Here is a 22692-nt window from a genome sequence, read left to right on the forward strand (position 1 = left end):
CTTCACGCGCTCACTTCATGCGCTTGCCGGCCGAGCGCAGCTGCTGCGCGGCCTCGGTGACGCGGTGGGCCATGCCGGCCTCGGCCAGCTTGCCCCAGGTGCGCGGGTCGTAGGTGTTCTTCCGGCCGACCTCGCCGTCGACCTTCAGCACGCCGTCGTAGTTGCGGAACACGTGGTCCACGACGGGGCGGGTGAAGGCGTACTGGGTGTCGGTGTCGAGGTTCATCTTGACGACGCCGTTCTCCAGCGCGGTCAGGATCTCCTGCTCGGTGGAGCCGGAGCCGCCGTGGAAGACGAAGTCGAACGGGTCCTGCTTGCCGTACTGCTTGCCGATCTCGGCCTGCAGGTCGGCGAGCAGCTCCGGACGCAGCACCACGTTGCCCGGCTTGTAGACGCCGTGCACGTTGCCGAACGAGGCGGCCAGCAGGTAGCGGCCCTTCTCACCCAGGCCGAGCGCCTCGGCGGTGCGCACCGCGTCGGAGACGGTGGTGTACAGCTCGTCGTTGATCTCGTGCGAGACGCCGTCCTCCTCGCCGCCGGTCGGGGTGATCTCGACCTCGAGGATGATCCTGGCGGCGGCGGCCTGGGCCAGCAGCTCCTGGCCGATGGCCAGGTTGTCGGCCAGGGTCTCGGCCGAGCCGTCCCACATGTGCGACTGGAACAGCGGGTTGTCGCCGCGGGCCACCCGCTCGGCGGAGATCGCGATCAGCGGGCGGACGTAGCCGTCCAGCTTGTCCTTCGGGCAGTGGTCGGTGTGCAGCGCCACGGTGATGTCGTACTTGGCCGCGACGATGTGCGCGAACTCGGCCAGCGCGACCGCGCCGGTCACCATGTCCTTGTTGTACTGGCCACCCAGGAACTCCGCACCACCCGTGGAGATCTGGATGATGCCGTCGCTCTCGGCCTCGGCGAAGCCGCGCAGGGCGGCGTGCAGGGTCTGCGTCGAGGTGACGTTGATGGCCGGGTAGGCGAACTTGCCCGCCTTGGCCCGGTCGAGCATCTCGTTGTAGGCCTCGGGAGTTGCGATGGGCATGCGAATCCGCTCCTGTCGGTGTGGGGCGATCGGACGACGCTGTCCGAAGGCTCGATACGCCTGTGGTTCACGACATCGATGCGGTACGAGCGATGAGGGTGGCAGCTCGACCGCGGGCCGGACACCTCGGCCATCCTCCCAGACTCCCCCCGGGGACACACCCAGCGGCCCGCCACTTGGGACGGCCGACCGGGCGGACGCCCCCGCGCCCCGCTCCGGAGGCCGCCGGTTAAGGCTTCGCAAAGCGGTACGGGCTATCCTGCGCGCGTGGAACACATCCAGCTCGCCGTCAACGTCCTTGACGCCAAATCGCTCGTCGCCTCCGTCGGCGCCATCGGGATCCTGGCGATCATCTTCGCCGAGACCGGCCTGCTGGTCGGGTTCTTCTTCCCCGGTGACTCGCTGCTCATCCTGGCCGGTGTCGCCGCCTCCAGCGCCGCCGACAAGGTGCTCGGCGAAGGCGCCCAGATGAACATCGCCCTGCTGCTGGTCGGTGCGCCGATCTGCGCCGTCGTCGGCGCCCAGCTCGGGCACCTGCTGGGCCGGAAGGTCGGCCCGCGGATGTTCGACAAGCCGAACTCGAAGATCCTGCGCCCCGAGTACGTGGAGAAGGCGGAGGAGTACTTCGAGAAGTTCGGCCCGGCCAAGGCCGTGGTGATGGCCCGCTTCATCCCGATCGTGCGGACCTTCCTCAACCCGGTCGCCGGCACCCTGCAGATGCCCGCCAAGACCTTCTTCGTCTGGAACGTCGTGGGCGCGGTGCTGTGGACCGAGACCATGCTGCTGATCGGCTACTTCACCGGCGACCAGCTCGCCCCGGTGATCGACAAGTACCTGCTGCCGGCGATGGCGCTGATCATCCTGATCTCGGTCTCGCCGATCTTCGTCGAGGTGATCCGCGAGCGGAAGAAGAAGAAGGCCGCGGCGGCCGCGGGCGCCGTCGCGCCGGAGCACGAGCCGGTGCCCACCGGCCGCCACCGCAAGCACTGAGCCCGGCGACCGGCCCGACCGGCCGGCCGGTCGGGCCGGTCGGCCCGCGGAGGCCACGGCCGGTCGACCGCCCCGGCGAACGGCGAGGGCCCCGATCACCGTCCGGTGGTCGGGGCCCTCGCCGTTGTTCCACGTGGAACGCGGAACGGGGCTCACAGCCCCAGGTCGTCCAGGGTGTACGCGGTGACGTACGGCAGGCCCGCCTCGGCGATCGCCGGGGCCGCGCCGCGCTCCACGATCACGGCGACGCCGACCACCTCGGCGCCCGCCTCGCGCAGCGCCTCCACGGCGGTCAGCACCGAGCCGCCGGTGGTCGAGGTGTCCTCCACCGCCAGCACCCGGCGGCCCTTCACGTCCGGGCCCTCGATCCGGCGCTGCAGGCCGTGCGCCTTGCCCGCCTTGCGGACCACGAACGCGTCCAGCTTGCGGCCGCGGGCCGCCGCCGCGTGCAGCATCGCCGCGGCCACCGGGTCGGCGCCCAGGGTCAGGCCGCCCACCGCGTCGAACTCCAGGTCCGCCGCCGCGTCCAGCATCACCGTGCCGACCAGCGGCGCCGCCTCCGCGTCCAGCGTGATCCGGCGCAGGTCGACGTAGTAGTCGGCCTCCCGGCCGGAGGAGAGGGTGACCTTGCCGTGCACGACGGCCTTGTCCTTGATCTGCGCCAGCAGGGCGTCCCGGTCGTTGCTCATGGACAGCCAGCTTAGTGGGTGCCCACCGGGGCGCTCAGCGCCGCCGCAGGGCCCGGACCAGCACCACCGCGCCGCCGATCAGCGCGACCCCGCCGCCGATCATCCACGGCAGCGCGTTGCGCTCGCCGACCGCGCCGGGCAGCAGCGTCGGCTCGGCGCCGCCCCAGCGGGAGGCCGCCCGGGCCCGGGCGCTGTGGGCCGGCGGGGCGGGCGCGTACCGGCCGTGCGGCGGGGCGTGGTCGACCTCCTCGGCGGAGCGGCCGACGATGCTGCGCCGCACCGGGGCGCCCTCCTGGTCGTACCCGGGCTCGGGGCGGGAGGCGGCCGGCACCGGGGCGGGCAGGTCGTCCGCGTCGTCGAAGGAGATCAGGTCGGAGAGGTCGTCGTCGAGGTCCTGGCCGCGCTCGCGGTCGTCCAGGAAGACCACCGTCGCGCCGTCGGACGGGTCGTCGTCCGCCTCGTCGCCGTCCGGCTCGGCGGGTTCGGACAGCTCGGCGACCAGCGCCGCCACCGCCCGGTCGATCAGTCGGCGGCCGGTCGACTCCAGCGCCTCGGCCTCGAAACCGGCCAGCCGCCCGGAGGCGGTCAGCTCGGTGGCGAAGCGGATCGCGGTCTCGCCGGGGCGCTCGGCCAGGGTGATCCGCAGCCCGGCGGCCGCCGGGGCCGCGCCGCGGATCTCCTCGCCGCTCAGCCGCAGGGCGAGCGCGCCGTCCCGCCAGCCGTCCACGGTCAGCCGACCGGCGAAGGTGACGGTGGACCCGGCGACCCTGACCCTGAGCCGGCTGTCGGCCCCCGCGGGCGCGGACGCCGACGCGACCGCGCTCAGCCCCGGCACGCAGCGGGCCACCAGCTCGCGGTCCAGCAGCGCCTCCCGGACCACCTCGGCGGGCAGCGGGACGACAACCTCATGCTCCATACCGGCGAGCCTACCGACCGCCCGCCGCCGTGCCGAGCCCTCCACGCGAAGCCGGGCCGACCAACCTGCCAATGGACGCACCGCGCCCCGGCCCCGGCCGCCCCCGCCGCCCGGCGCGCGCGCCGAACTCCCCGGCCGGTCGGGCGGGTTCAGGGCCCCAGCAGGGTGTGCGGCGGCGGCAGCGGGGACGGGCGGCCGGCCGCCAGCCGGGCCTCGGCGGCCCGCAGCGCGGGCACCGTCAGCGAGCGCGGGGCCGGGGCGTCCGGAGCCAGGCCCAGCGCGGGGGCGGTCCGGGCGGCCAGCAGGAAGGCCGCCGCCGGGCCGGCCCCCCCGCAGTCCTCGGCGGACGGCGCGCCGGCCTGGTAGGCGACGGCCGACAGGCCCGCCGCGACCAGCCCGGACTCGGCCGCCCACAGCCCGCCGGCCGGGGCGTCCGGCGCCCCGCCGCGGACCGCCAGCCGGCCCCCGGGGGCCAGCCGCCCGGCGGCCAGGCCGAAGAACTCCAGGGAGCGGTACTTGCCGCCCGCGGCCTCGCCGTCCAGGTCCGAGACGATCACGTCGAACCGCTCGGCGGACCCGCGCAGCCAGCCCATCGGCTCGGCCTGCACCAGCCGCACCCGCGGGTCGTCGAAGGAGTGCTCGGTGAGCGCGGCGAACGCGGCGTCCCGGCGGGCCAGCGCGGGCAGCTCGGCGTCCCGCTCCACCACCAGCACGCTGCGCACCGCCGGGTGCCGCAGCACCTCGCGCAGCGCCAGGCCGTCGCCGCCCAGCACCAGCACCCGGCCGCTCGGCCCGGCGGCCAGCGCGGGGCGCACCAGCGCCTCGTGGTCGCGGTACTCGTCGGGGCCGCAGACCGCCAGCCGGCCGTCCAGGAACAGCTCCAGCGGCGGCGCGGCGCGCTGCGCGGGCACCCGGGGCGGGGCGTCCGCGCCGCCGGTCAGCACGATCTCCTGGTAGCGGCTCTGGGCGGCGAACCGGATCGGGCCGCCGTACAGCGCGTGCCGGGCGGCGCGCTCGATCGCCCCGGTGCAGGCGGCGGCCAGCGCGAGCAGGGCGAGCACCAGGCCGCAGCCGGTCCACAGCAGCAGCCGGGTGCGCGGGGCGGGCTCGGCGCGGAACAGCCAGAGCACCACGGCGGCGCCCGCCACCGCGTTCACCGCGCCGGTCAGCAGCGCCCCGGCGACCTGGCCGAGCGCGGGCAGCAGCACGAACGGGAAGGCCAGGCCGCCGATCAGCGCGCCCACGTAGTCGGCGGCGAACAGGTCGGCGACGGCGCGGCCGGCGTGCTCCTGCCGGATCCGCTGGATCAGCGTCATCAGCAGCGGGATCTCCGCGCCGATCAGCAGGCCGATCAGCACGGTGGTGGCGATCAGCGCCACCAGGGTGGCGCGCGGCTGGTGCAGCCAGGCCCAGCCGCAGTACAGGGCGAGCGCGGACAGGCCGCCGACCAGGGAGAGCGCGTACTCGACCAGGGCGAAGGAGGTGGCCGGGCGGCGGGTGAGGCCCTTGGCGAGCAGCGAGCCGACGCCCATCGCGAACACCATCACCGACAGCACCACGGAGGTCTGGGTGACCGAGTCGCCCAGCAGGTAGCCGCCGAGGGCGACCAGTTCGAGTTCGTACACCAGGCCGCAGGCCGCGCAGACGAACGCGGCCAGCAGCACCAGGACCCGGGCCGGACGGGGGGCCAGCGCCGGCCGTATGGCGCCGCCGGCCCGGACCGCGCCCCCGGGGCCCGCGCCCCCGGGGCCCGTGGCGCGGGGGGCGGTGGGCCGGGGGTCGGCCGCGGGCGGGGTCGGGGTCGGCGGCGAGGTGGCGTCCGGACCCGGCTGCGCGGGTCGTCCGACCGGGTGGTTGATCATGAATGAACGCTAGGCGAGAGCCCGGGTGAATGGCTGCACCCATCCGGGGGACAGGGCGGGGTGCCGGATTGACGGCCGGTCACCAGCCGACCTGCGCCGCTCCCACCCGCGCACCCGTCGTCGTTCCCGCCGCCGCCCCCGCCGTCGTCCCCGTCGCCGCTCCCGCCGCCGCGAGCGGGCCGTCGCCGGGCAGCGAGAGCGAGGAGCGGGTGCACACCAGCCGGCCCTCCTGCGGGTAGGCGTGCCACGTCCGCCAGTGCACCCGGCGGTCCTCGCAGTGCGCGACGAGGGCGGTGAACGCGCTCGGATCGCCGGGGAAGACGCCCGCCAGCGCCCGCGGGTGCCCCTCGACCAGGGCCAGCAGCTCCTGGGCGCGGGCCTCGAACACGTACGGCGGCAGCTCCTCGATCCGGGCGGCGAACTCGTACTCCCAGCCGGCCACCTGCTCCGCGACCCGGGCCGGCAGCGGGGTGCGGCGGCCCGGCAGGCAGGCCACCGTCTCCAGGCAGTCGCCCGGACCGGCCGCCAGCACCACCTGGTGCGAGGCGCCCAGCAGCCGCAGCTGGAGGGTGCCCCGGAGGCCGCCCGGGGCACCGCAGGCGCTGTCGAGTCTGAGGTCGCGGACGGCCAGCGCGGGCAGCGGTTCGCCGCCCAGCTGCCAGGCCAGGTCGCCGGCGCGGGTGTCCGTGTAGGAGGTCTGCAGGGTGGTGAGCATGCTCGGCTCCGCGTTTCAGCTCCGTGCGCGCCCCCTGCGACCGGAGTCCGCCCTCATCCTTGAGGCTGTTCCAGACTGTCCGATCCGGGGCGCTGCCGACCGTGGAAGGAAGGATTCCGGCTGGAGATTCAGCAGCAGAGAAGCACGAATTCTCCGGGTCCGTCAGGGATTTACCCATGTTTGGCACTCATTCACCGTTCTGGGGCCCGTGCCCGACTGGGTGTGATCGGTCCCGGGTTGTACTCTGCCCACCGTGCGCTACTGCGCCGGTATCGCAAGCCGTGCACGCCGGTAGTGCACTTCCCGCACCACCCGCCCCGAGGGAGCCCCCGCACCGGACGGCGGGGAGGGCCGGAACCGAACCGGAGGCAGGCGCGTCTACGGTGGCGGCACCGAGCACGGACAAGCGTCTGTTCGAACGGGGGGGCTGGGCGTTGTCGATCGACCTGCCGTCGGAACTCGTCTGGATCATGGACCTGATGGGGCTCAACTGGCCCGACGTGGACGAGGACGAGCTGCGCGAATGGGCCCAGCACGTCCGGGAGTTCGGCCAGGGGATGGCGGAGTCCCACGACGACACGGACGTGCTGCTGAAGAACCTCGGCGGCGCGTACGAGGGCGCGGGCTACGAGGCCATGCTGACCCGCTGGAGCCAGGCCTCGGCCGGGCACATGACCGTGCTGATCGACTGCTGCGGCGTACTGGCGACGGCCCTGGAGGCCGCCGCCGAGGCCGTGATCGTCGCCAAGGGCGTGGTGATCGCCCAGCTGGTGGCGATGGCCGCCGAGATGGCGGCGGCAGCGGCGGCGGCGGTCGCCACCTTCGGGATCGCCGCGGCCGCGGAGGCGGCGATCGTCGAGGCGGGCAAGCGGATCGTCAACGCGATCATCCAGGAGATCGAGGACGTCGTCGTCGGACAGCTGGTCTCGATGGCGGTCGAGCCCTTCCAGGCGGCCATCGAGAAGGCGGTCTCCGGTCTGGTGTTCCACGGGGTCGAGGCGGCGCTCGGCGCGGGAGGCGGCAAGTGAGCAGGGGATTCAGGGCCGATCCGGACGCGCTCGCGCAGGCCGCGAAGCGGGCCCACGAGCACGCGAACCAGGTGGAGCGGCACTCGCGCGACCTGGACGCCAGGACCCGGGGCCGGGTCCTCGGGCGCGGCAGGCTCGGTCAGGTCGTGGACAAGGCGGTCCGCCCGGTCATCGACTCGATGATCAGCGACATGTCGAAGGCGATGGCCGGCGGCCACCGCTCCATCGGCCGCGGCCTGGAGATCACCAAGAAGAACCTCGACGACGCCGAGAAGGCGGTCCAGAAGGGCTTCAAGGAGGCGGGCAGTTCGCTCTCCAAGGAGAAGGTCAAGCTCGAACCCGGCCAGTCCGTGCCGGGCAAGAAGCCGCTGCGCCAGCTCTACCACCGCCGGATCGGCGAGCGCGTCGACGAGCTCGACGGCCAGGGCCACGGCGTGGGCCGCCACCTGAAGGTGACGGACCAGCAGCTCAAGGACCGCCTGGGCACCCCCGTCATGCAGGGCCCGGCCCACGCGCAGACCGTGGCCAAGGACAGGGTGACCGGTTACGTCCAGTCGACCAACAAGATCGACCCGCTGCACGGTCCGGACGCCAAGACCAGGCTGTCCCCGCCCGACCTCTACTACGACGGCGACCGCGGCGCCCCGCACAAGCACAAGTGCGACAGCTACTCCACGGCCTTCAAGGACGAGGAGTCCTTCGTCTACGCGGACCACTACGCCCGTTCCAGGCTCGACCCCACCCGCACCGACCGCCAGGTCGTCGAGTTCTCCCCGCACGAGGCGTGGGGGCCGGGCGGGCACACCGGGAAATTCCGCGGCTACTACATCGACCCGGAGAATCCGATCGCCCACGACGGGGCGATCAACTACAGGGACGTCGATTTCAAGGACGCCAAGATCAAGGCGGTCTACGAGCCGGACGGGAATGGCGGCCACAAACTCCACACGATTTTCCCGGAACCGGCATTCAAGCACAACCGGCACCGGGGGCAAGGGCTATGATATTCTGTCCTGTCGAAGTGGCGGCGGTCGAAGTGGCGGCACCAGTGGAATGCGGTGAATTCTGATGGGCTGGACGGCTTGGGAGATTCCCGGCTGGCACGAGGACGAGCGGCTCCGCGAGTTCTACCGGAACGCCTTCCACCCGGAACTGATCGACGACATCGCGGTGTACCGCGATTCGGCGCGCGACGGCAGCCCGTACGCGGCCCGGCTGCGCACGAGCCTCGACTACCTCCTGGAACGACGGCCCGCGTCGATCAAGGAGTGGTGGAGCCTCACCCGGTACTCGTTCCAGTCGGAGGACGAGCTCTACGCATTCCTCGCGGACGTCCACGCGTATTTCTACGGTGACCGCACCGAACCGCCGATCGCTCCCGCCCCCTGACTCCCCGACGGGCCGAAAGAAGGAGTCCTGTCCCCATGCCGCTCCGTGACGAGCTGCCGCCCCGCACCGGTCCGTGGGCGAGCCGCTTCGACTCCGAGGAATCACTGGTCCAGGCCGAGGACGCGCTCCGCGCGACGGCCCTGGCCACCCACGACCTTTCCCCGATCCTGCCGTTCGAGGCCGTTTACGGTCCTTTCCTGAACTGCGCGGGAAAGGCCACGGCATTCGCCATCGACCCGCAGGAGCCCTACGGCCCCGACGGGGAGATCAACTACGTCCGCGCCGACTTCCTGACGCTCGGCCTGCTGTACGGCGTCTACCGCCCGGCCGCGGGCACCGGCCCGGCCGGGCCGGTGGAGGAGGACGACCTGTGGAACACCACGGTCTACCCCTACCCCGGCGGGCGGATCGACCCGACCGAGGTCGACCTGGCCGAACTGGGTCTGGACGTACCGGGGGTGGACCGCCGCTTCGTGCACTTCTGCGCCGGAGCACTGGGAGTGGAGGCCGTCGACGACCTCGGCGAACTGCGCGAGACCTTCGACGCGGCGTGGCCGGACTACCGGGAGGTGATCCGGGCCGGTCTGCTGCACCTGGTCAGGAACCGCCCGCTGACGGTCGGCCAGTGGTACGCGCTGACCTACGTCCCGTTCCCGGACGAGCGGGAACTGACGGCCTACCTCGGGCAGCTCTACGCGTACCTCTTCGACGGCTTCGACGCGATGCCCCTCGCCCCGGCCTGAGCCCGCCGGGGCGACCTCGGCGGCCGCGGGCGGACCCGGAGCGCCGCCCGGCGCGGCCCTCAGCGCCCGCGCAGGCCGGACAGCCTCTCGACCGCCGCTTCGAGCACCTCCACCCGCTTGCAGAAGGCGAACCGGACCTGGGCGCGCCCGGCCTCGACGTCGTCGTAGAAGACGGCGTTCGGGATGGCCACCACCCCGCAGCGCTCGGGCAGGGCCCGGCAGAACTCGATGCCGTCCTTCTCGCCCAGCGGAGTGATGTCGGTGGTGACGAAGTACGTGCCCTGCGGCTCGAAGACCCGGAACCCGGCCGCGGCGAGCCCCCGGGCGAGCAGGTCGCGCTTGCGGTGCAGGTCGGCGCGGAAGTCCGCGTAGTAGCCGTCGGGCAGCCGCAGGGCCTCGGCGACGGCGTACTGGAACGGGCCCGCCGAGACGTAGGTGAGGTACTGCTTGGCGGTGCGGACGGCGGAGACCAGGGCGGGCGCGCCGGTCACCCAACCGACCTTCCAGCCGGTGAAGGAGAAGGTCTTGCCGGCCGAGGAGATCGCCACGGTGCGCTCGCGCATGCCGGGCAGGGCGGCCAGCGGGTGGTGGGCGCCGGTGAAGACCAGGTGCTCGTAGACCTCGTCGGTGACCACCAACAGGTCGTGTTCGAGGGCGAGTTCGGCGATCCCGGCCAGTTCCCCGGGGATGAGCACGGTGCCGGTCGGGTTGTGCGGAGTGTTGATGAGCAGCAGCCGGGTGCGCGGGGTGATCAGCGCCCGCAGCTCGTCCAGGTCGGGCCGGAAGGCCGGGGCGCGCAGGGTGAGCGGGACGCGGACGGCGCCCGCCATCGCGATGCAGGCGGCGTAGGAGTCGTAGAACGGCTCGAAGGCGATCACCTCGTCGCCCGGCTCCAGCAGCGCGAGCATGGCGGCGGCGATCGCCTCGGTGGCCCCGGCGGTCACCAGCACCTCGGTGTCCGGGTCGTACGCCAGCCCGTAGAACCGCTCCTGGTGCTCCGCGACGGCCTGCCGCAGCTCGGGCACGCCCGGCCCCGGCGGGTACTGGTTGCCGTGGCCCTCCCGCAGCGCCCGGACGGCGGCCTCCCGGACCTCCTCGGGCCCGTCGGTGTCCGGGAAGCCCTGCCCGAGGTTGATCGAGCCGGTGGCGGTGGCCAGCGCGGACATCTCGGCGAAGATCGTGGTCCCCATGCCTGCCAGCCGGCGGTTCAGCAGCGGCCTGGTGCTCATCGGTGGCTCCTCACAGACGGTGGTCGGGCCCCATCATCCAGGGGCCCGCGGCGGACGCCAAGGGCCCTCAGCCCGGGAGCGCCCGGAGGGCTTCGGCGAGGCCGGTGCCGGTGGGGCGGACGGCCACGAACCCGGGGGAGAGGTGGTGGGCCGGGTACCAGAGCCCGTCGGCCTCCAGCAGCGCGGGGCGGACGCCGGCGTCCGGGCCGCCGAAGAGCAGGGCGCGGGTGACCGGCAGCGGCCGGCCCTCGGCGGTGCGGCCGGCCACCTCGCCGCCCGGGTGCAGGGAGACCTCGGCGCGGCCGGTGACCGCCCGGACGTCGTCGAGGGTCCAGTCGGCGGGCAGCGCCGGGGCGGTGAGCTCCAGGACGGCGAAGCCGAGCCGGGGCCGGACCCACTCGCCGTCGCGTTCGACGCCCAGCACGCCGCCGGCGAAGGCCATCCGGTGCGGGACGCCCAGCAGCTCCCACTCGAACGGGACGAGGGACAGGTGGGCGGGGAAGTGCCCGTCCTCGATCCGGTCGGCGACGGCCGGGGCGGGGCCCGCGGCGTCGTAGCGGTGGGCGAAGAACCGGGTGATCCACCCGGTGACCGACGAGCCGCCGGAGGAGGACCTCCACTTGTAGACCGAGCTCCAGAACTCCCGGTCGACCGGCCCGCCCGCCGCGGTGGCGGCGAGCTGCGTCAGCACCGGCCGCAGCCCGCGCAGCCACGGCCGCAGGCCCTCGAACCACTCCTCCAGGCCGCGCACCCGGTCGGCCAGCAGCCGCCAGTCCCCGGCGGTGCCCTCCAGCCGGATCCGGGGGATGCCGCACAGGCTGACCCAGCGGAAGTCGTAGTACGGGCTGACCACGTCCATCAGCGCGACCAGGGCGGCGCAGGCGTCGGCGGGCCCGGTGGTGGAGAAGGCGGGCCGGAACAGGTCCGCGACGTCCGCGCCGATCCGCTCCCGCAGCGGCTGCTCGACCAGGTGCAGCGAGCGCTGCCAGTCGGCGCCGCCGGTCAGCGCGTCGTCCCGGACGGTGATGGTCCCCCGCTCGCCCGGGGTGTCGGTGAACACCCCGGCGTAGGTGTCGCTGTTCAGCCGGACGTGCGTGGCGACCTCGTGCACCACCGCGTACCAGAGCACGTCGGGGGAGAGGCTCAGCGGCAGGTGCGCGCTGAAGCACAGGTGCAGCGCGCGCAGCAGCAGGCTGGCGGCGGAGTCGTCCGGCGGGGCCGCCGGGTCGCCGAGCAGCCGGTCGGTGGAGCGGTGGTGGACGGCGTACGGCTCGCGGACGGCGGCCCGCAGGAAGGCGTCGTTGCCGATCTCCCCGAGCCGGCCGGCGAGCCGGGCCGCCGCGGGGTCCTCGGCGAGCGGCAGGGTGATCTCGACGGCCATCGCGGCCTCCCGGAGGCGTGCGCGGGGGCGGGCCCCCGGCGGGGGTGGGCGGTCGTGCGGACGGGCCCGCCGCCCGGGTGGGGGTGGCGGGCCCGTCCGGGGCGCTGCGGGGAGGGGGTCAGGCCTCGTCGGCCGGGCCGTCCTCGGGGGCGGCGTCGCCGTCGGCGTCCTTGGCCTGGTCGCCGAGCTGCTCGACCATCCACTGCTCGAAGCCGACCGCGGCCTGGGTCCAGTTGGCGGTGGTGCCGACGAAGTACTCCAGGTTGACGCCGTTGCCGACGATCATCTGGGACTCACCGATCAGCCGGACCACGCCGTCGTCGTGGGTGTGGGTGTAGACCTTGGGCCACAGGGTCTCGCGGTTCCACTCGTCGATCAGGGCGAGGATCTCGGGCTTCTGCTCCAGCGGGAACGGGCGGTCGTAGAACGCGCGGACCGCGAACAGCTCCTTGTGGTCGCCGCGGAACATGTAGTAGACGCGGAAGTTCTCCCAGGGGGCGGTGAGGTCGCCCTCCTCGTCCACCACGTGCTTGAGCTGCATCTGGTCGAGCAGCTGGGCGACCAGGTCCTGGTTCGGGACGATCACCGGCGGCGGCCCGGCCGGAGCGCCACCGGGCTGGCCGCCGCCCTGCGGCGGCTGCGGCAGGCCGAAGGACGGGATGGACGACGGGTCGATGCTCACGGGGATGTCCCTTTCACGGTGCACGGTCGGCTGCCGATGGGGGGCCGCCTCTCCTGGTCTCCATCCTGCCTCATTCGGGGCCCGCGGCACAGGGTGCACTCCGCCGCGTGATCATGTCCCCGCCGACCGCGGCGCGGCCGGTGCGGGCCGGTGGGCGGGGCCCGGGCGGGGCCCCGCCCACCGACGGGGCGTCACTTCTCCAGCGAGGCGCGCGGACCGACGCTGAGCCGGTCGGAGGAACCGTCGTGGTCGACCACCACCGTCTCGCCGTCGTGCACCCGGCCGGAGAGGATCTCCTTGGCCAGCTGGTCGCCGATCGCGGACTGCACCAGCCGGCGCAGCGGCCGGGCGCCGTACGCCGGGTCGTAGCCGGTGAGCGAGAGCCAGTCCCGGGCGGCCGGGGTGACGTCCAGGGTGAGCCGGCGCTCGTGCAGCCGGCGGGCCAGCGCGGCGACCTGGAGGTCGACGATCCGGCTGAGCTCCTCGGTGCCCAGCGGGTCGAACACCACGATGTCGTCCAGCCGGTTCAGGAACTCCGGCTTGAAGGACTGCCGCACCGTCTCCAGCACCAGCTCCTTCTTGCGCTCCTCGGGCGTGGCCGGGTTGACCAGGTACTGGGAGCCGAGGTTGGAGGTGAGGATCAGGATGGCGTTGCGGAAGTCCACCGTGCGGCCCTGGCCGTCGGTGAGGCGGCCGTCGTCCAGCACCTGGAGCAGCACGTCGAACACCTCGGGGTGGGCCTTCTCCACCTCGTCCAGCAGGACCACGCTGTACGGGCGGCGGCGGACCGCCTCGGTGAGCTGGCCGCCCTCCTCGTAGCCGACGTACCCGGGCGGGGCGCCGACCAGGCGGGAGACCGAGTGCTTCTCGCCGTACTCGCTCATGTCGATCCGGACCATGGCGCGCTCGTCGTCGAAGAGGAAGTCCGCCAGGGCCTTGGCCAGCTCGGTCTTGCCGACGCCGGTCGGGCCGAGGAAGAGGAACGAGCCGGTCGGGCGGTCCGGGTCGGCGATGCCGGAGCGGGTGCGGCGCACCGCGTCGGAGACGGCGCGGACGGCCTCGTGCTGGCCGATCAGGCGGCGGCCCAGCTCCTCCTCCATCCGCAGCAGCTTGGCGCTCTCGCCCTCCAGCAGCCGGCCGGCCGGGATGCCCGTCCAGGACGCGACCACGTCCGCCACGTCGTCCGGGCCGACCTGCTCCTTGACCATGCTGGTGTTCGGCTCGTCCGCCGCGCGGTCCTGCGCCTCGGTCAACTCCCGCTCGGCGGCCGGGATCTCGGCGTACATCAGCTTGGAGGCGCGCTCGAAGTCGCCGTCGCGCTGGGCGCGGTCCAGGCTGCCGCGCAGGTCGTCCAGGCGCTCCTTGAGCTCGCCGACCCGGTTGAGCGACTTCTTCTCCTGCTCCCAGCGGGCGTTGAGGGTGCTCAGCTGCTCCTGCTTGTCCGCGAGGTCGCGCCGGAGCCGGCCGAGCCGCTCGACCGAGGCCGGGTCGGACTCCTTCTCCAGCGCCAGCTCCTCCATCCGCAGCCGGTCGACCGCGCGCTGCAGCTCGTCGATCTCCACCGGGGAGGAGTCGATCTCCATCCGCAGCCGGGAGGCGGCCTCGTCCACCAGGTCGATCGCCTTGTCGGGCAGGAAGCGGGCGGTGATGTACCGGTTGGACAGCGTCGCCGCGGCGACCAGCGCGGCGTCGGTGATCTCCACCTTGTGGTGCGCCTCGTAGCGGCCCTTGAGGCCGCGCAGGATCGCGATGGTGTCCTCGACGCTGGGCTCGCCGACCATCACCTGCTGGAAGCGGCGCTCCAGGGCCGGGTCCTTCTCGATCCGCTCGCGGTACTCGTCCAGCGTGGTGGCGCCGACCATGCGCAGCTCGCCGCGGGCCAGCATCGGCTTGAGCATGTTGCCCGCGTCCATCGAGGAGTCGCCGCCGGCGCCCGCGCCGACCATGGTGTGCAGCTCGTCGATGAAGGTGACCACCTGGCCGTCGGAGGCCTTGATGTCGTTCAGGACGGCCTTCAGCCGCTCCTCGAACTCGCCGCGGAACTTCGCGCCCGCGACCATCGCCGCCAGGTCGAGCGCGACCAGGCGCTTGCCGCGCAGCGACTCCGGCACGTCGCCCGCGACGATCCGCTGGGCCAGGCCCTCGACCACCGCGGTCTTGCCGACGCCGGGCTCGCCGATCAGCACCGGGTTGTTCTTGGTCCGCCGGGAGAGCACCTGCACCACCCGGCGGATCTCCTGGTCGCGGCCGATCACCGGGTCGAGCTTGCCGTCCCGCGCGGCCTGCGTCAGGTCGGAGCCGTACTTCTCCAGGGCCTTGTAGGTGCCCTCCGGGTCCGACGAGGTGACCCGGGCGCTGCCCCGGACCTCCTTGAACGCGGCCAGCAGCGCCTGCGCCGTCGCGCCCTGCTGCCGGAGCGGCTCGGCGGCCTGCCCGCCCTCGGCGGCCAGGCCGACCAGCAGGTGCTCGGTGGAGACGTACTGGTCGTCCAGGTCGGCGGCGCGCCGGCCGGCCTCCTCCAGCACGGCCAGGGTGTCGCGCGCGAGGTTCGGCGCGGCGACCGTGGAGCCCTGGGCGGCCGGGAGCGAGGCGGCCTGCTGGCGGGCGGCGGCGGCGACCCGCCCCGCGTCCGCCCCGACGGCCTCCAGCAGCGGACGGGCCAGGCCCTCCGGCTGGTCGAGCAGGGCCAGCAGGACGTGCACCGGCTTGACGTCCGGGTTCCCCGCGGCGCTGGCCTGCCGGATGGCGGAGGACAGGGCCTCCTGCGTCTTGCTGGTGAACTTACTGGCGTCCACTGCGGGCATACCCCTCTCGTCTCGGGACTGGTACGAGTCTGCTGAGTACAGCATGCACTAAGTTGAGCGTATTCCGCTCAGGTTTTACGAAGGGTTTCCGCTCAGCCCGTTCGGGCGGCCCTTCCGGCTGCTCCGCTCAGCCCCTCCGGACGGCCCGGCCCGGCCCGGGTGCCCGGGTCAGCCCCAGCAGCTCGCGGGCCGGCCCGGCCGGGCGCTGGCCGGCCGGCCAGACCGCGCGCAGCGGGCGCTGCAGCTCCAGCCCGGCCAGCGGCACGGCGACCAGCCGGCGGGTGGCCAGCTCCTCGGTCACCGCCAGCTCGCTCAGGCAGACCGGGCCCGCGCCGGTCATCGCGGCCGCCTTCAGCGCCGTCGAGGAGGCCAGCTCCAGCCGGGGCGCGGCCGGGCCGCCGTACGGGGCCAGCGCCTCCTCCAGCACCTCCCGGGTGCCGGAGCCGACCTCGCGCAGCACCAGCGGGGTGGCCGCCAGTTCGGCGCCGGTGACCGGGGTGCGGCGGCGGGCCCAGCGGTGCTCGGGGGAGACCACCACCACCAGCCGGTCGGCGGCCACCACCGCGCCGGACAGGCCGGGCGGGGTGGAGGTGCCCTCGACGAAGCCCAGGTCGGCCTCGCCGGCCAGCACCTGGGCGGCGACGTCGTGCGAGTTCGCGGTGCGCAGCGTGACGGCGGTGCCCGGGATGGCCTCGTTCAGGGCCAGCAGCCAGCCCGGCATCAGGTACTCGGCGACGGTCAGGCTGGCCACCACCCGCAGCCGGGCGTCCCGGCGGCCGCGCAGCGCGTCGATCCCGGCGTCCAGCGCCTGGGCGGCCTCGACCACCTGCCGGGCCCACTCGACCACCAGCCGGCCCGCCTCGGTGGGCCGGGAGCCGCGCGGCGAGCGCTCCAGCAGCGGCACCCCGATCTGCCGTTCCATGCCCTTGATCCGGGCGCTGGCGGCGGGCTGGCTGACGCCCAGTTCGGCGGCGGCCCGCCCGACGCTGCCCAGCCGGGCCACGGCGAGCAGCAGCTCCAGGGCGCCGAGTTCCGGGACGTGCGGGGAGAGAGCCATAGGCCCAGGCTATGTCCTCATAGCGGGCGGCTCGCTACCGCCGTCCCGCCCGCGCGGGGACGGTGGAGTCATGGCAACCCTCCTCGCGCCGCGCACCACCCTGCGCACCCCCGACCTGTCCCGGCTCGGACCCCACTGGTACGCCGCCGTGATGGGCACCGCGATCACCGGCAACGCCGCCGCCGCGCTGCCGCTGGACGTCCCCGGCCGCACCGCCTTCGCCGAGGCGGTCTGGACCCTCTCGCTGCTGATGCTGGCCGCCCTGCTGGCCGGCCGCGCCGTCCACCTGACCCGGCACCGCGAGCAGGCCCGGCACACCCTGCTGGCCGACCCGTCCGCCGCCGTCTTCTACGGCTGCCCGCCGATGGCCCTGCTGGCCGTCGGCTACGGCGCGCTCACCGTCGGCGGCCCGGTGCTCGGCGAGCCGGCCGCGCTCGCGCTGGACGTGCTGCTGTGGACGGCGGGCACCGCGTACGCGCTGGCGGTGGCCGCCGGGCTGCCGTACCTGATGGTCACCCGGCACCGGCTGTCCGCGCTGGAGGCCAACCCGACCTGGCTGCTGCCGGTGGTCGCGCCGATGGTGTCCGCGGCGCTCGGCCCCGCGCTGGTGCCGCACCTGCCCGCGGGGGCGGCCCGGCAGGCGCTGCTGTACGGGTGCGTGGCGATGTTCGGGGCCAGCCTGCTGGCCACCCTGGCGCTGCTGCCGGTGGTCCTCGGCGGACTGCTGCACAGCAAGCTGCCCGCCCTGGTGCTCACCCCGTCGCTGTTCCTGGTGCTCGGGCCGCTGGGCCAGTCCACCACCGCCGTCCACCAGTTCGCCGACGCGCTGCCGCTCGCGCTGCCCGGCGCGGGCCCCGGCGCCGGGGCGGCGGCCCGCGCGCTGGCCGAGGTGTACGGCGTCACGGTGACGGGGTTCGCGCTGCTCTGGCTGGCGGTGGCGCTCGCCGCGAACCTGCGGGCCCTGCGGGCCGGGATGCCGTTCGCGATGACCTGGTGGGCCTTCACCTTCCCGGTCGGCACCCTGGTCACCGGCACCACCGCGCTGGCCCGGCACACCGGGTTCGGCGGATTCACCGCCCTCGCCGCCGGGCTCTACCTGCTGCTGCTCGCCGCCTGGGCGGTGGCGCTGGCGCGGACCGCGGTCGGCCTGCGGGCGGGCCGCCTGCTCTGAGGCCCGCCGGGGCCGCCGGGGCCGCCGCGGGCGGCCGGAGCGACGGCCGGAGCGACGGCCGGGCGGGACGTTCGGGCCCGGCCGATATTCGGCGCAGTGGATTCCGGATCGGTGGGTTCGGCGGAGGATTGCCGAATTCCCGTTCCGGGCAGTGACATTCCGCCCGGCCGCGACGCCCCCGGTCAGGGCCCCTCTCCCCCTTTTTCGAATGCCTGTTCGGAAGAGGGGGGCAATGCGGGGAAAGCGTCATTCCGGGCACCGGGCCGGGACGTTTGCTGCATGTTCCTGCACTTGCGGGAACCTGCAGCCGGAGAGCACTTGTTCGGAGTGCGTCCCGCTGTGAGGGTGTAGACACGCCAAGTCGTCCGGGGCAGCCGCAGCCCGAGTCGGCGACTTGCTCTTCGCGTGGGGGCGACAGGTGCGTTCGCATCTGCGCAACGGGGGGGAAGAGCACCGGCCGGGACGCCACGTGTGGTGGTGGCTGCCCGACCGGCTCGGCGAGGCGTTGCTGCTCCGCCTCGCCGAAGCGCCATGACGCTGGCGTGACACGAGCGGGTCCTCCGGGGTCCGGGTGCCGACGGCACCCGGCCCGGGGGGCGCGCCCGGCCCGCGGGGGTGACTCCCGCCGTCGAGCCCGACGGCCCTCTGGGATCATCATCCGCAAACGGAGGAACACGGCAGGGAGTGCTCGACGTGGCAGCGGACCACCCGAAGTCCGATCCGGACACCGACCGGTCCGGCGCACCCGTGACGTCGGCCCCACCCGTGACCCCCGGTGTCCCCGGCACGCCGGACGGCCCGTCCCTCGGTGACCCGGCCTGCGGCGACGCCTCCCTCGACGGCCCGTCCCCCGACCTCCCGCCCCCCGGCGACCACTCCCCCGGCGGCCTGTCCTTCGGCCCCCCGTTCGACCCGGACGCCGGACTGCCCGAGGAGGACGCCACCCGGCTCTACCTGGCCGTCCTCGCCGCCGGCGGCCGCATCCCGCTGGACGCGCCGCCCCCGCTCGGCACCGACCTCACCCCCGAGCGCCAACAGGCCCTGCTGGAGCAGCTGGTGGCGATCGGCCTGATGCTGCCCAACCGGATCGACGGCTGCTACGTCGCGGTCAGCCCGCGGGCCGTCGCCGAACGCCTCGGCGCCGACCTGCGCTCCCGCGCCACCCGCCTGCTGCTCGACGCCGGCCGGCTGCCCGCCGCGCTCGACCCGCTCGCCCGCGCCTACGACGCCGTCCCCCGGCCCGCCGACCGGACCAGGCAGGCCGTCTACATCGACGGCCAGGAGGGCATCCGGCTGCGGATCGCCCAACTGGTCTCGGACTGCCGCCTCGAACTGCTCAGCGCCCAGCCCGGGCTCCGCCCGCCCGCCGTCCTCGAACTCGCCCACACCCAGGACCGGCGGATGCTCAGCCGGGGCGCCACCCTGCGCGCCCTCTACCAGCCCGTCGCGCTCACCGAGGACAGCGCCGTCCGGCACGCCACCACGATGACCGAGCACGGCGCCCAACTGCGCGTCCTGGACGAGCCGTTCCTCCGGCTGATCGTCATCGACCGGCGGATCGCCGTGATCCCCGCCGCCGAGGACCACAGCCGCGCCGCGTTCGTCGAGGACCCCGCCGCGATCGCCTACCTGGTGGCCGGCTTCGAACGCGACTGGGCCCGCGCCGAGCAGGTCCACTGGCACGGCCTCGACAGCCGCACCCTCACCCGCGCCATCACCGAACGGGTCGGCCGCCTGCTCGCCCAGGGCCTCACCCAGCGCGCCGTCGCCACCCGCCTGGGCCTGTCCGAGCGCACCGTCGCCGGGCACATCTCCCGCCTGCGCGACCTGCACGGGGCCGGCACCCTGTTCCAGCTCGGCTGGCTGATGAGAGGCGGCGGCGGACGTGGCTGACCCGACCCCCGCCACCGCCCCCGCCGCCTCGGCCTGCGGGCCGATCGACGCGCAGGCGTGGCGCCTCTACCTGGACGTCCTGGAAGCCGGCGGCCGGGTCGCCGCCGACGCCCTCCCCGCCCCGCAGCGGCCCGCCCTCGCCGGGCTGCTGCGCACCGGCCTGCTGATGCTGGACGGCCACGACGGCTCCTACCTGGCCGTCAACCCCCGCTTCGTGGCCGACACCCTCGGCACCGAGATGAACGCCGAGGCCACCCGCCTGCTCAACCGGGCCGAACGCCTGGCCGCCGACCTCGAACCGCTGATCGCCGCCTACGACAGCGTGCCCCGCCCGGCCGGGCCCGTCCCCGCCGACCTCCAGATCACCGGACGCGAGCACATCCGCCAGCGGATCGCCCAACTCGGCTCCGCCTGCCGGGAGGAGGCCCTGACCTCGCAGCCCGGACAGCCGCTGCCCGCCGCCCTGGAACTGTCCCTGCGCCAGGAACTGCCGGTCCTGCGCCGCGGCTGCCGCATCCTCACCCTCTACCAGCCGACCGTGCTCACCGAGCCCGCCGTGATCCGCTACGCCGCCACCGTCACCAGGGCCGGCGGCGAGGTCCGGCTGCTCGACGAGCCCTTCCAGCGCGCCCTGGTCTTCGACCGGGCCACCGCCGTGGTGCCCGCCGCCGAGGACTTCTCCCGGGCCGCGGTGCTCTCCGACCCCGCCACCGTGGGCATGATCGTCGCCAACTTCGAACGCGACTGGGCCCGCGCCGAACGCGTCCCCTGGCACAGCCTCCTGGACAGCGACCCCACCCGGACCGCCTCCGCCCAGGTCGGCCGCCTGCTGGCCGCCGGCCTGACCCAGAAGGCGATCGCCTCCCGCCTGGGCCTGTCCGAGCGCACCGTCGCCGGCCACATCTCCCGCCTGCGCGACCTGCACGGCGCCGAGACGCTCTTCCAACTCGGCTGGCTGATGCGGCGGGAGAAGCCAGGTGCCTGACACCCCGCCGCCCCGGCCCGGACCCGCCCCCCTCCCCGCGCGGCTGCTCGCCCTCGGGCCGCCGGTCCAGCACGATGGGAGCGAGCGGCCCACCGCCGTCGACCCGCGCACCGCCACCGGCCGGCCGGTGCGGGAGGGAACGAGGTGAACCCCCTGCTGAGCGACGCCGAACGCGCCCTGTACCGCGAAGTCCTCGCCCGGGGCGGCCGGATGATGTTCCGCGAGGCGGCGCGGCTGGACGCGGACGCCGTGCACCGCCTGGTCGAGTTCGGACTGCTGGTGCACCACGCCGTCGACGAGTCGCTGACCGCCGTCAGCCCGCGCACCGCCGTCGGCCGGCTCGGCGCCCGGATGCGGGCCGAGGGGGCCGGGCTGCTGCTGCGGGCCGAGGAGACGCCCGCGCTGCTCGAACCGCTCAGCCTGGCCTACGAGTCGGCGCTCGGCCGGGACGACCGCTCCAGCGTGGTGCACCACGTCCGGGACGTGGAGCAGATCCGGCACGGCATCCTCCAGGTCGAGTCCGAGACGCGCGAGGAGATCCTGGCCGCCCAGCCCGGCGGCGCCCGGCCGCGGCAGTTCCTGCAGCAGTCCCTCGAACTCACCCGGACCCACCTGGACGCCGGCATCGCCCTGCGCACCCTCTACGCGCCCGGCGCGCTCGCCGACCCGCCCACCGCCTCCTACGCGGCCGACGTCACCGACCTAGGCGAACGCATCCGGGTCCTGGACGAGCCGTTCACCCGGCTGCTGGTCTTCGACCGCAAGGTGGCCGTCATCCCGGCCGCCGCCGACCACTCCAGCGCCGCCTTCGTCGAGGACCCGGCCCTGGTCGCCCTGCTGGTCGAGCGCTTCGAGCGCGACTGGGCCCGCGCCGCGACCGTCGACTGGCACGCCGCCGCCGGCCGCCCGCGCAGGACGGGCGTGCCGCCCGAACTCACCGACCTGCTGGCCGCGGGCCTGACCCAGCGGGCGATCGCCTCCCGGCTGGGGCTCTCGGAGCGGACGGTGGCCGGGCACATCGCCCGGCTGCGGGAGTTCTACGATGCGGAGACCCTGTTCCAGCTGGGCTGGCAGCTGCGCGGGGCGTCCGGACGACCCGCCGCGCCGCCGGGGGCAGCGCCCCGTGCGGACGGCTGAGAAGGAGCGGGACCCGTGAGCGAGGCGAACCCGGTCGCCCTGCCGAGCGAGGCGGAGCGGCGGCTCTACCAGCAGGTCCTGGACCAGGGCGGGCGGGTGGCGTTCCGCGAGGCGGTCGAGCAGGACCCGGCCGGGGTGCTGCGGCTGCTGGAGCTCGGGCTGCTGGTGCACGACGCCGCCGCGCAGGTGCTGACGGCGGCCGACCCGCGGGCGGTCGGCGACCGGATCAGCGCCCGACTGCGCGCCGAGGGCACCCGGATGCTGCTGCGCGCGGAGGAGCTGCCCGCGCTGCTGGAGGACCTCACCCACGCCTACGACGCGACCCCGCGCCGGGCCGACCGCTCCAGCGTGGTGCAGCACGTCGAGCGGACCGAGCAGATCCGGCAGCGCGTCCGACGGCTGGCGGACGGGGCGCGCGAGGAGGAGCTGGCCCTGCACCCCGGCGGGGCCGGGTCGACCCCCCTGCTGGACCGGTCGCCGGAGCGCACCCGCCGCTTCCTGGAGCGCGGGGCGGCCGTCCGCACCGTCCACGAGCCGGCCGCGCTGCTGGACGGGCCGACGGTGCGCTGGGCGGAGAGGGTGACCGGCTGGGGCGGCCGGTTCCGCACCTTGAGCGAACCGTTCAGCAGGCTGCTGGTCTTCGACCGCCGGATCGCCGTCGTCCCGGCGTCGGTCGACGACTCCAGTGCCGCCTTCATCGAGGACCCGGCGGTGGTCGCGTTCCTGGTCGCCGCCTTCGAGCGGGACTGGGAGCGGGCCGAGCGGGTCCAGTGGCGCTCCGCCGAGCACGGGGGCGCGGACGAGAGCGCGGTGCCGGTCCACGAGCAGGTGGGCCGGCTGCTCGCCCAGGGCCTGACCCAGAAGGCCGTCGCCTCCCGGCTGGGCCTCGGCGAGCGGACCGTCGCCGCGCACATCTCCCGGCTGCGCGAACTCCACGGCGCGGAGACCCTCTTCCAGCTGGGCTGGCGGATGCGGGGAGCCGGGTGAC

The 22692-nt window shown here is 74.6% G+C and carries 20 protein-coding genes; 10 read left to right on the top strand and 10 right to left on the bottom strand.

Features of this window, described 5'->3' with window-relative positions; genetic code table 11:
• Positions 1-10: 10 nt before the first annotated feature.
• Positions 11-1033, bottom strand: a complete 1023-nt coding sequence (gene fbaA / locus ACIP60_RS12865; RefSeq protein WP_100837279.1) for a class II fructose-bisphosphate aldolase — start codon at positions 1031-1033, stop codon at positions 11-13.
• A 267-nt stretch (positions 1034-1300) separates the two neighbouring features.
• Here fbaA and ACIP60_RS12870 point away from each other — a divergent pair, with 267 nt between their 5' ends.
• Complete coding sequence (locus ACIP60_RS12870; RefSeq protein WP_100837280.1) at positions 1301-2023, top strand: DedA family protein; 723 nt, start codon at positions 1301-1303, stop codon at positions 2021-2023.
• Positions 2024-2175: 152 nt separating this feature from the next.
• Here the strand turns inward: ACIP60_RS12870 and pyrE are convergent, their stop codons facing one another.
• The 4 genes from pyrE to ACIP60_RS12890 form a co-directional block, all read right to left on the bottom strand.
• Complete coding sequence (pyrE, locus tag ACIP60_RS12875; protein WP_014136939.1) at positions 2176-2712, bottom strand: orotate phosphoribosyltransferase; 537 nt, start codon at positions 2710-2712, stop codon at positions 2176-2178.
• 34 nt (positions 2713-2746) lie between these two features.
• Complete coding sequence (locus tag ACIP60_RS12880) at positions 2747-3628, bottom strand: CoxG family protein (protein WP_400682906.1); 882 nt, start codon at positions 3626-3628, stop codon at positions 2747-2749.
• Positions 3629-3777: 149 nt separating this feature from the next.
• Positions 3778-5490, bottom strand: a complete 1713-nt coding sequence (locus ACIP60_RS12885; protein WP_400682909.1) for a spermidine synthase — start codon at positions 5488-5490, stop codon at positions 3778-3780.
• A 79-nt stretch (positions 5491-5569) separates the two neighbouring features.
• Positions 5570-6205, bottom strand: coding sequence for a DUF2617 family protein (locus tag ACIP60_RS12890; RefSeq protein WP_400682912.1), 636 nt, complete (start codon positions 6203-6205; stop codon positions 5570-5572).
• 434 nt (positions 6206-6639) lie between these two features.
• Here ACIP60_RS12890 and ACIP60_RS12895 point away from each other — a divergent pair, with 434 nt between their 5' ends.
• From ACIP60_RS12895 to ACIP60_RS12910, 4 genes are all read left to right on the top strand, one after another.
• Positions 6640-7233, top strand: coding sequence for a hypothetical protein (locus ACIP60_RS12895; RefSeq protein WP_100837283.1), 594 nt, complete (start codon positions 6640-6642; stop codon positions 7231-7233).
• Complete coding sequence (locus tag ACIP60_RS12900; RefSeq protein ID WP_400682916.1) at positions 7230-8237, top strand: hypothetical protein; 1008 nt, start codon at positions 7230-7232, stop codon at positions 8235-8237. Before ACIP60_RS12895 ends, ACIP60_RS12900 begins: the two co-directional genes overlap by 4 nt.
• A 64-nt stretch (positions 8238-8301) precedes the next feature.
• Entirely contained in the window at positions 8302-8622 is a 321-nt protein-coding gene (locus tag ACIP60_RS12905; RefSeq protein WP_400682918.1) for a hypothetical protein, read from the top strand.
• 35 nt (positions 8623-8657) lie between these two features.
• Entirely contained in the window at positions 8658-9365 is a 708-nt protein-coding gene (locus tag ACIP60_RS12910) for a hypothetical protein (protein ID WP_400682921.1), read from the top strand.
• A gap of 59 nt (positions 9366-9424) precedes the next feature.
• Here the strand turns inward: ACIP60_RS12910 and ACIP60_RS12915 are convergent, their stop codons facing one another.
• The 5 genes from ACIP60_RS12915 to ACIP60_RS12935 form a co-directional block, all read right to left on the bottom strand.
• Positions 9425-10594, bottom strand: a complete 1170-nt coding sequence (locus tag ACIP60_RS12915) for a pyridoxal phosphate-dependent aminotransferase (protein WP_400682923.1) — start codon at positions 10592-10594, stop codon at positions 9425-9427.
• Between the two features lie 67 nt (positions 10595-10661).
• Positions 10662-11975 carry a DUF4419 domain-containing protein gene (locus tag ACIP60_RS12920; RefSeq protein ID WP_400682926.1) on the bottom strand — a complete coding sequence of 438 codons (1314 nt, stop codon included), beginning with the start codon at positions 11973-11975 and terminating at the stop codon, positions 10662-10664.
• 118 nt (positions 11976-12093) lie between these two features.
• A complete protein-coding gene (locus tag ACIP60_RS12925; protein ID WP_400682929.1) occupies positions 12094-12657 on the bottom strand; it encodes a YbjN domain-containing protein in 564 nt (187 codons plus the stop codon).
• A 191-nt stretch (positions 12658-12848) separates the two neighbouring features.
• The gene (gene clpB / locus ACIP60_RS12930; protein WP_400682932.1) at positions 12849-15452 is read right to left on the bottom strand and encodes an ATP-dependent chaperone ClpB; all 2604 of its coding nucleotides are present in this window, start codon (positions 15450-15452) and stop codon (positions 12849-12851) included.
• Positions 15453-15588: 136 nt separating this feature from the next.
• A complete protein-coding gene (locus tag ACIP60_RS12935; protein ID WP_400682935.1) occupies positions 15589-16518 on the bottom strand; it encodes a LysR family transcriptional regulator in 930 nt (309 codons plus the stop codon).
• 70 nt (positions 16519-16588) lie between these two features.
• Here ACIP60_RS12935 and ACIP60_RS12940 point away from each other — a divergent pair, with 70 nt between their 5' ends.
• The 5 genes from ACIP60_RS12940 (at position 16589) to ACIP60_RS12960 (ending at position 22691) form a co-directional block, all read left to right on the top strand.
• Positions 16589-17689 carry a C4-dicarboxylate ABC transporter gene (locus tag ACIP60_RS12940; protein WP_400682938.1) on the top strand — a complete coding sequence of 367 codons (1101 nt, stop codon included), beginning with the start codon at positions 16589-16591 and terminating at the stop codon, positions 17687-17689.
• A gap of 765 nt (positions 17690-18454) precedes the next feature.
• A complete protein-coding gene (locus tag ACIP60_RS12945) occupies positions 18455-19582 on the top strand; it encodes a LuxR family transcriptional regulator (protein ID WP_400682940.1) in 1128 nt (375 codons plus the stop codon).
• Entirely contained in the window at positions 19575-20567 is a 993-nt protein-coding gene (locus tag ACIP60_RS12950) for a LuxR C-terminal-related transcriptional regulator (RefSeq protein WP_400682943.1), read from the top strand. Before ACIP60_RS12945 ends, ACIP60_RS12950 begins: the two co-directional genes overlap by 8 nt.
• 144 nt (positions 20568-20711) lie before the next feature.
• On the top strand, positions 20712-21704 hold the full coding sequence (locus tag ACIP60_RS12955) for a LuxR family transcriptional regulator (protein ID WP_400682945.1): 993 nt from the start codon (positions 20712-20714) through the stop codon (positions 21702-21704).
• Positions 21705-21719: 15 nt separating this feature from the next.
• Positions 21720-22691, top strand: coding sequence for a LuxR C-terminal-related transcriptional regulator (locus ACIP60_RS12960; protein WP_400682947.1), 972 nt, complete (start codon positions 21720-21722; stop codon positions 22689-22691).
• Position 22692 lies beyond the last annotated feature (1 nt).

Origin of the sequence: Kitasatospora sp. NPDC088783 (assembly GCF_044750705.1) — a bacterium.
Lineage (GTDB): Bacteria > Actinomycetota > Actinomycetes > Streptomycetales > Streptomycetaceae > Kitasatospora > Kitasatospora fiedleri.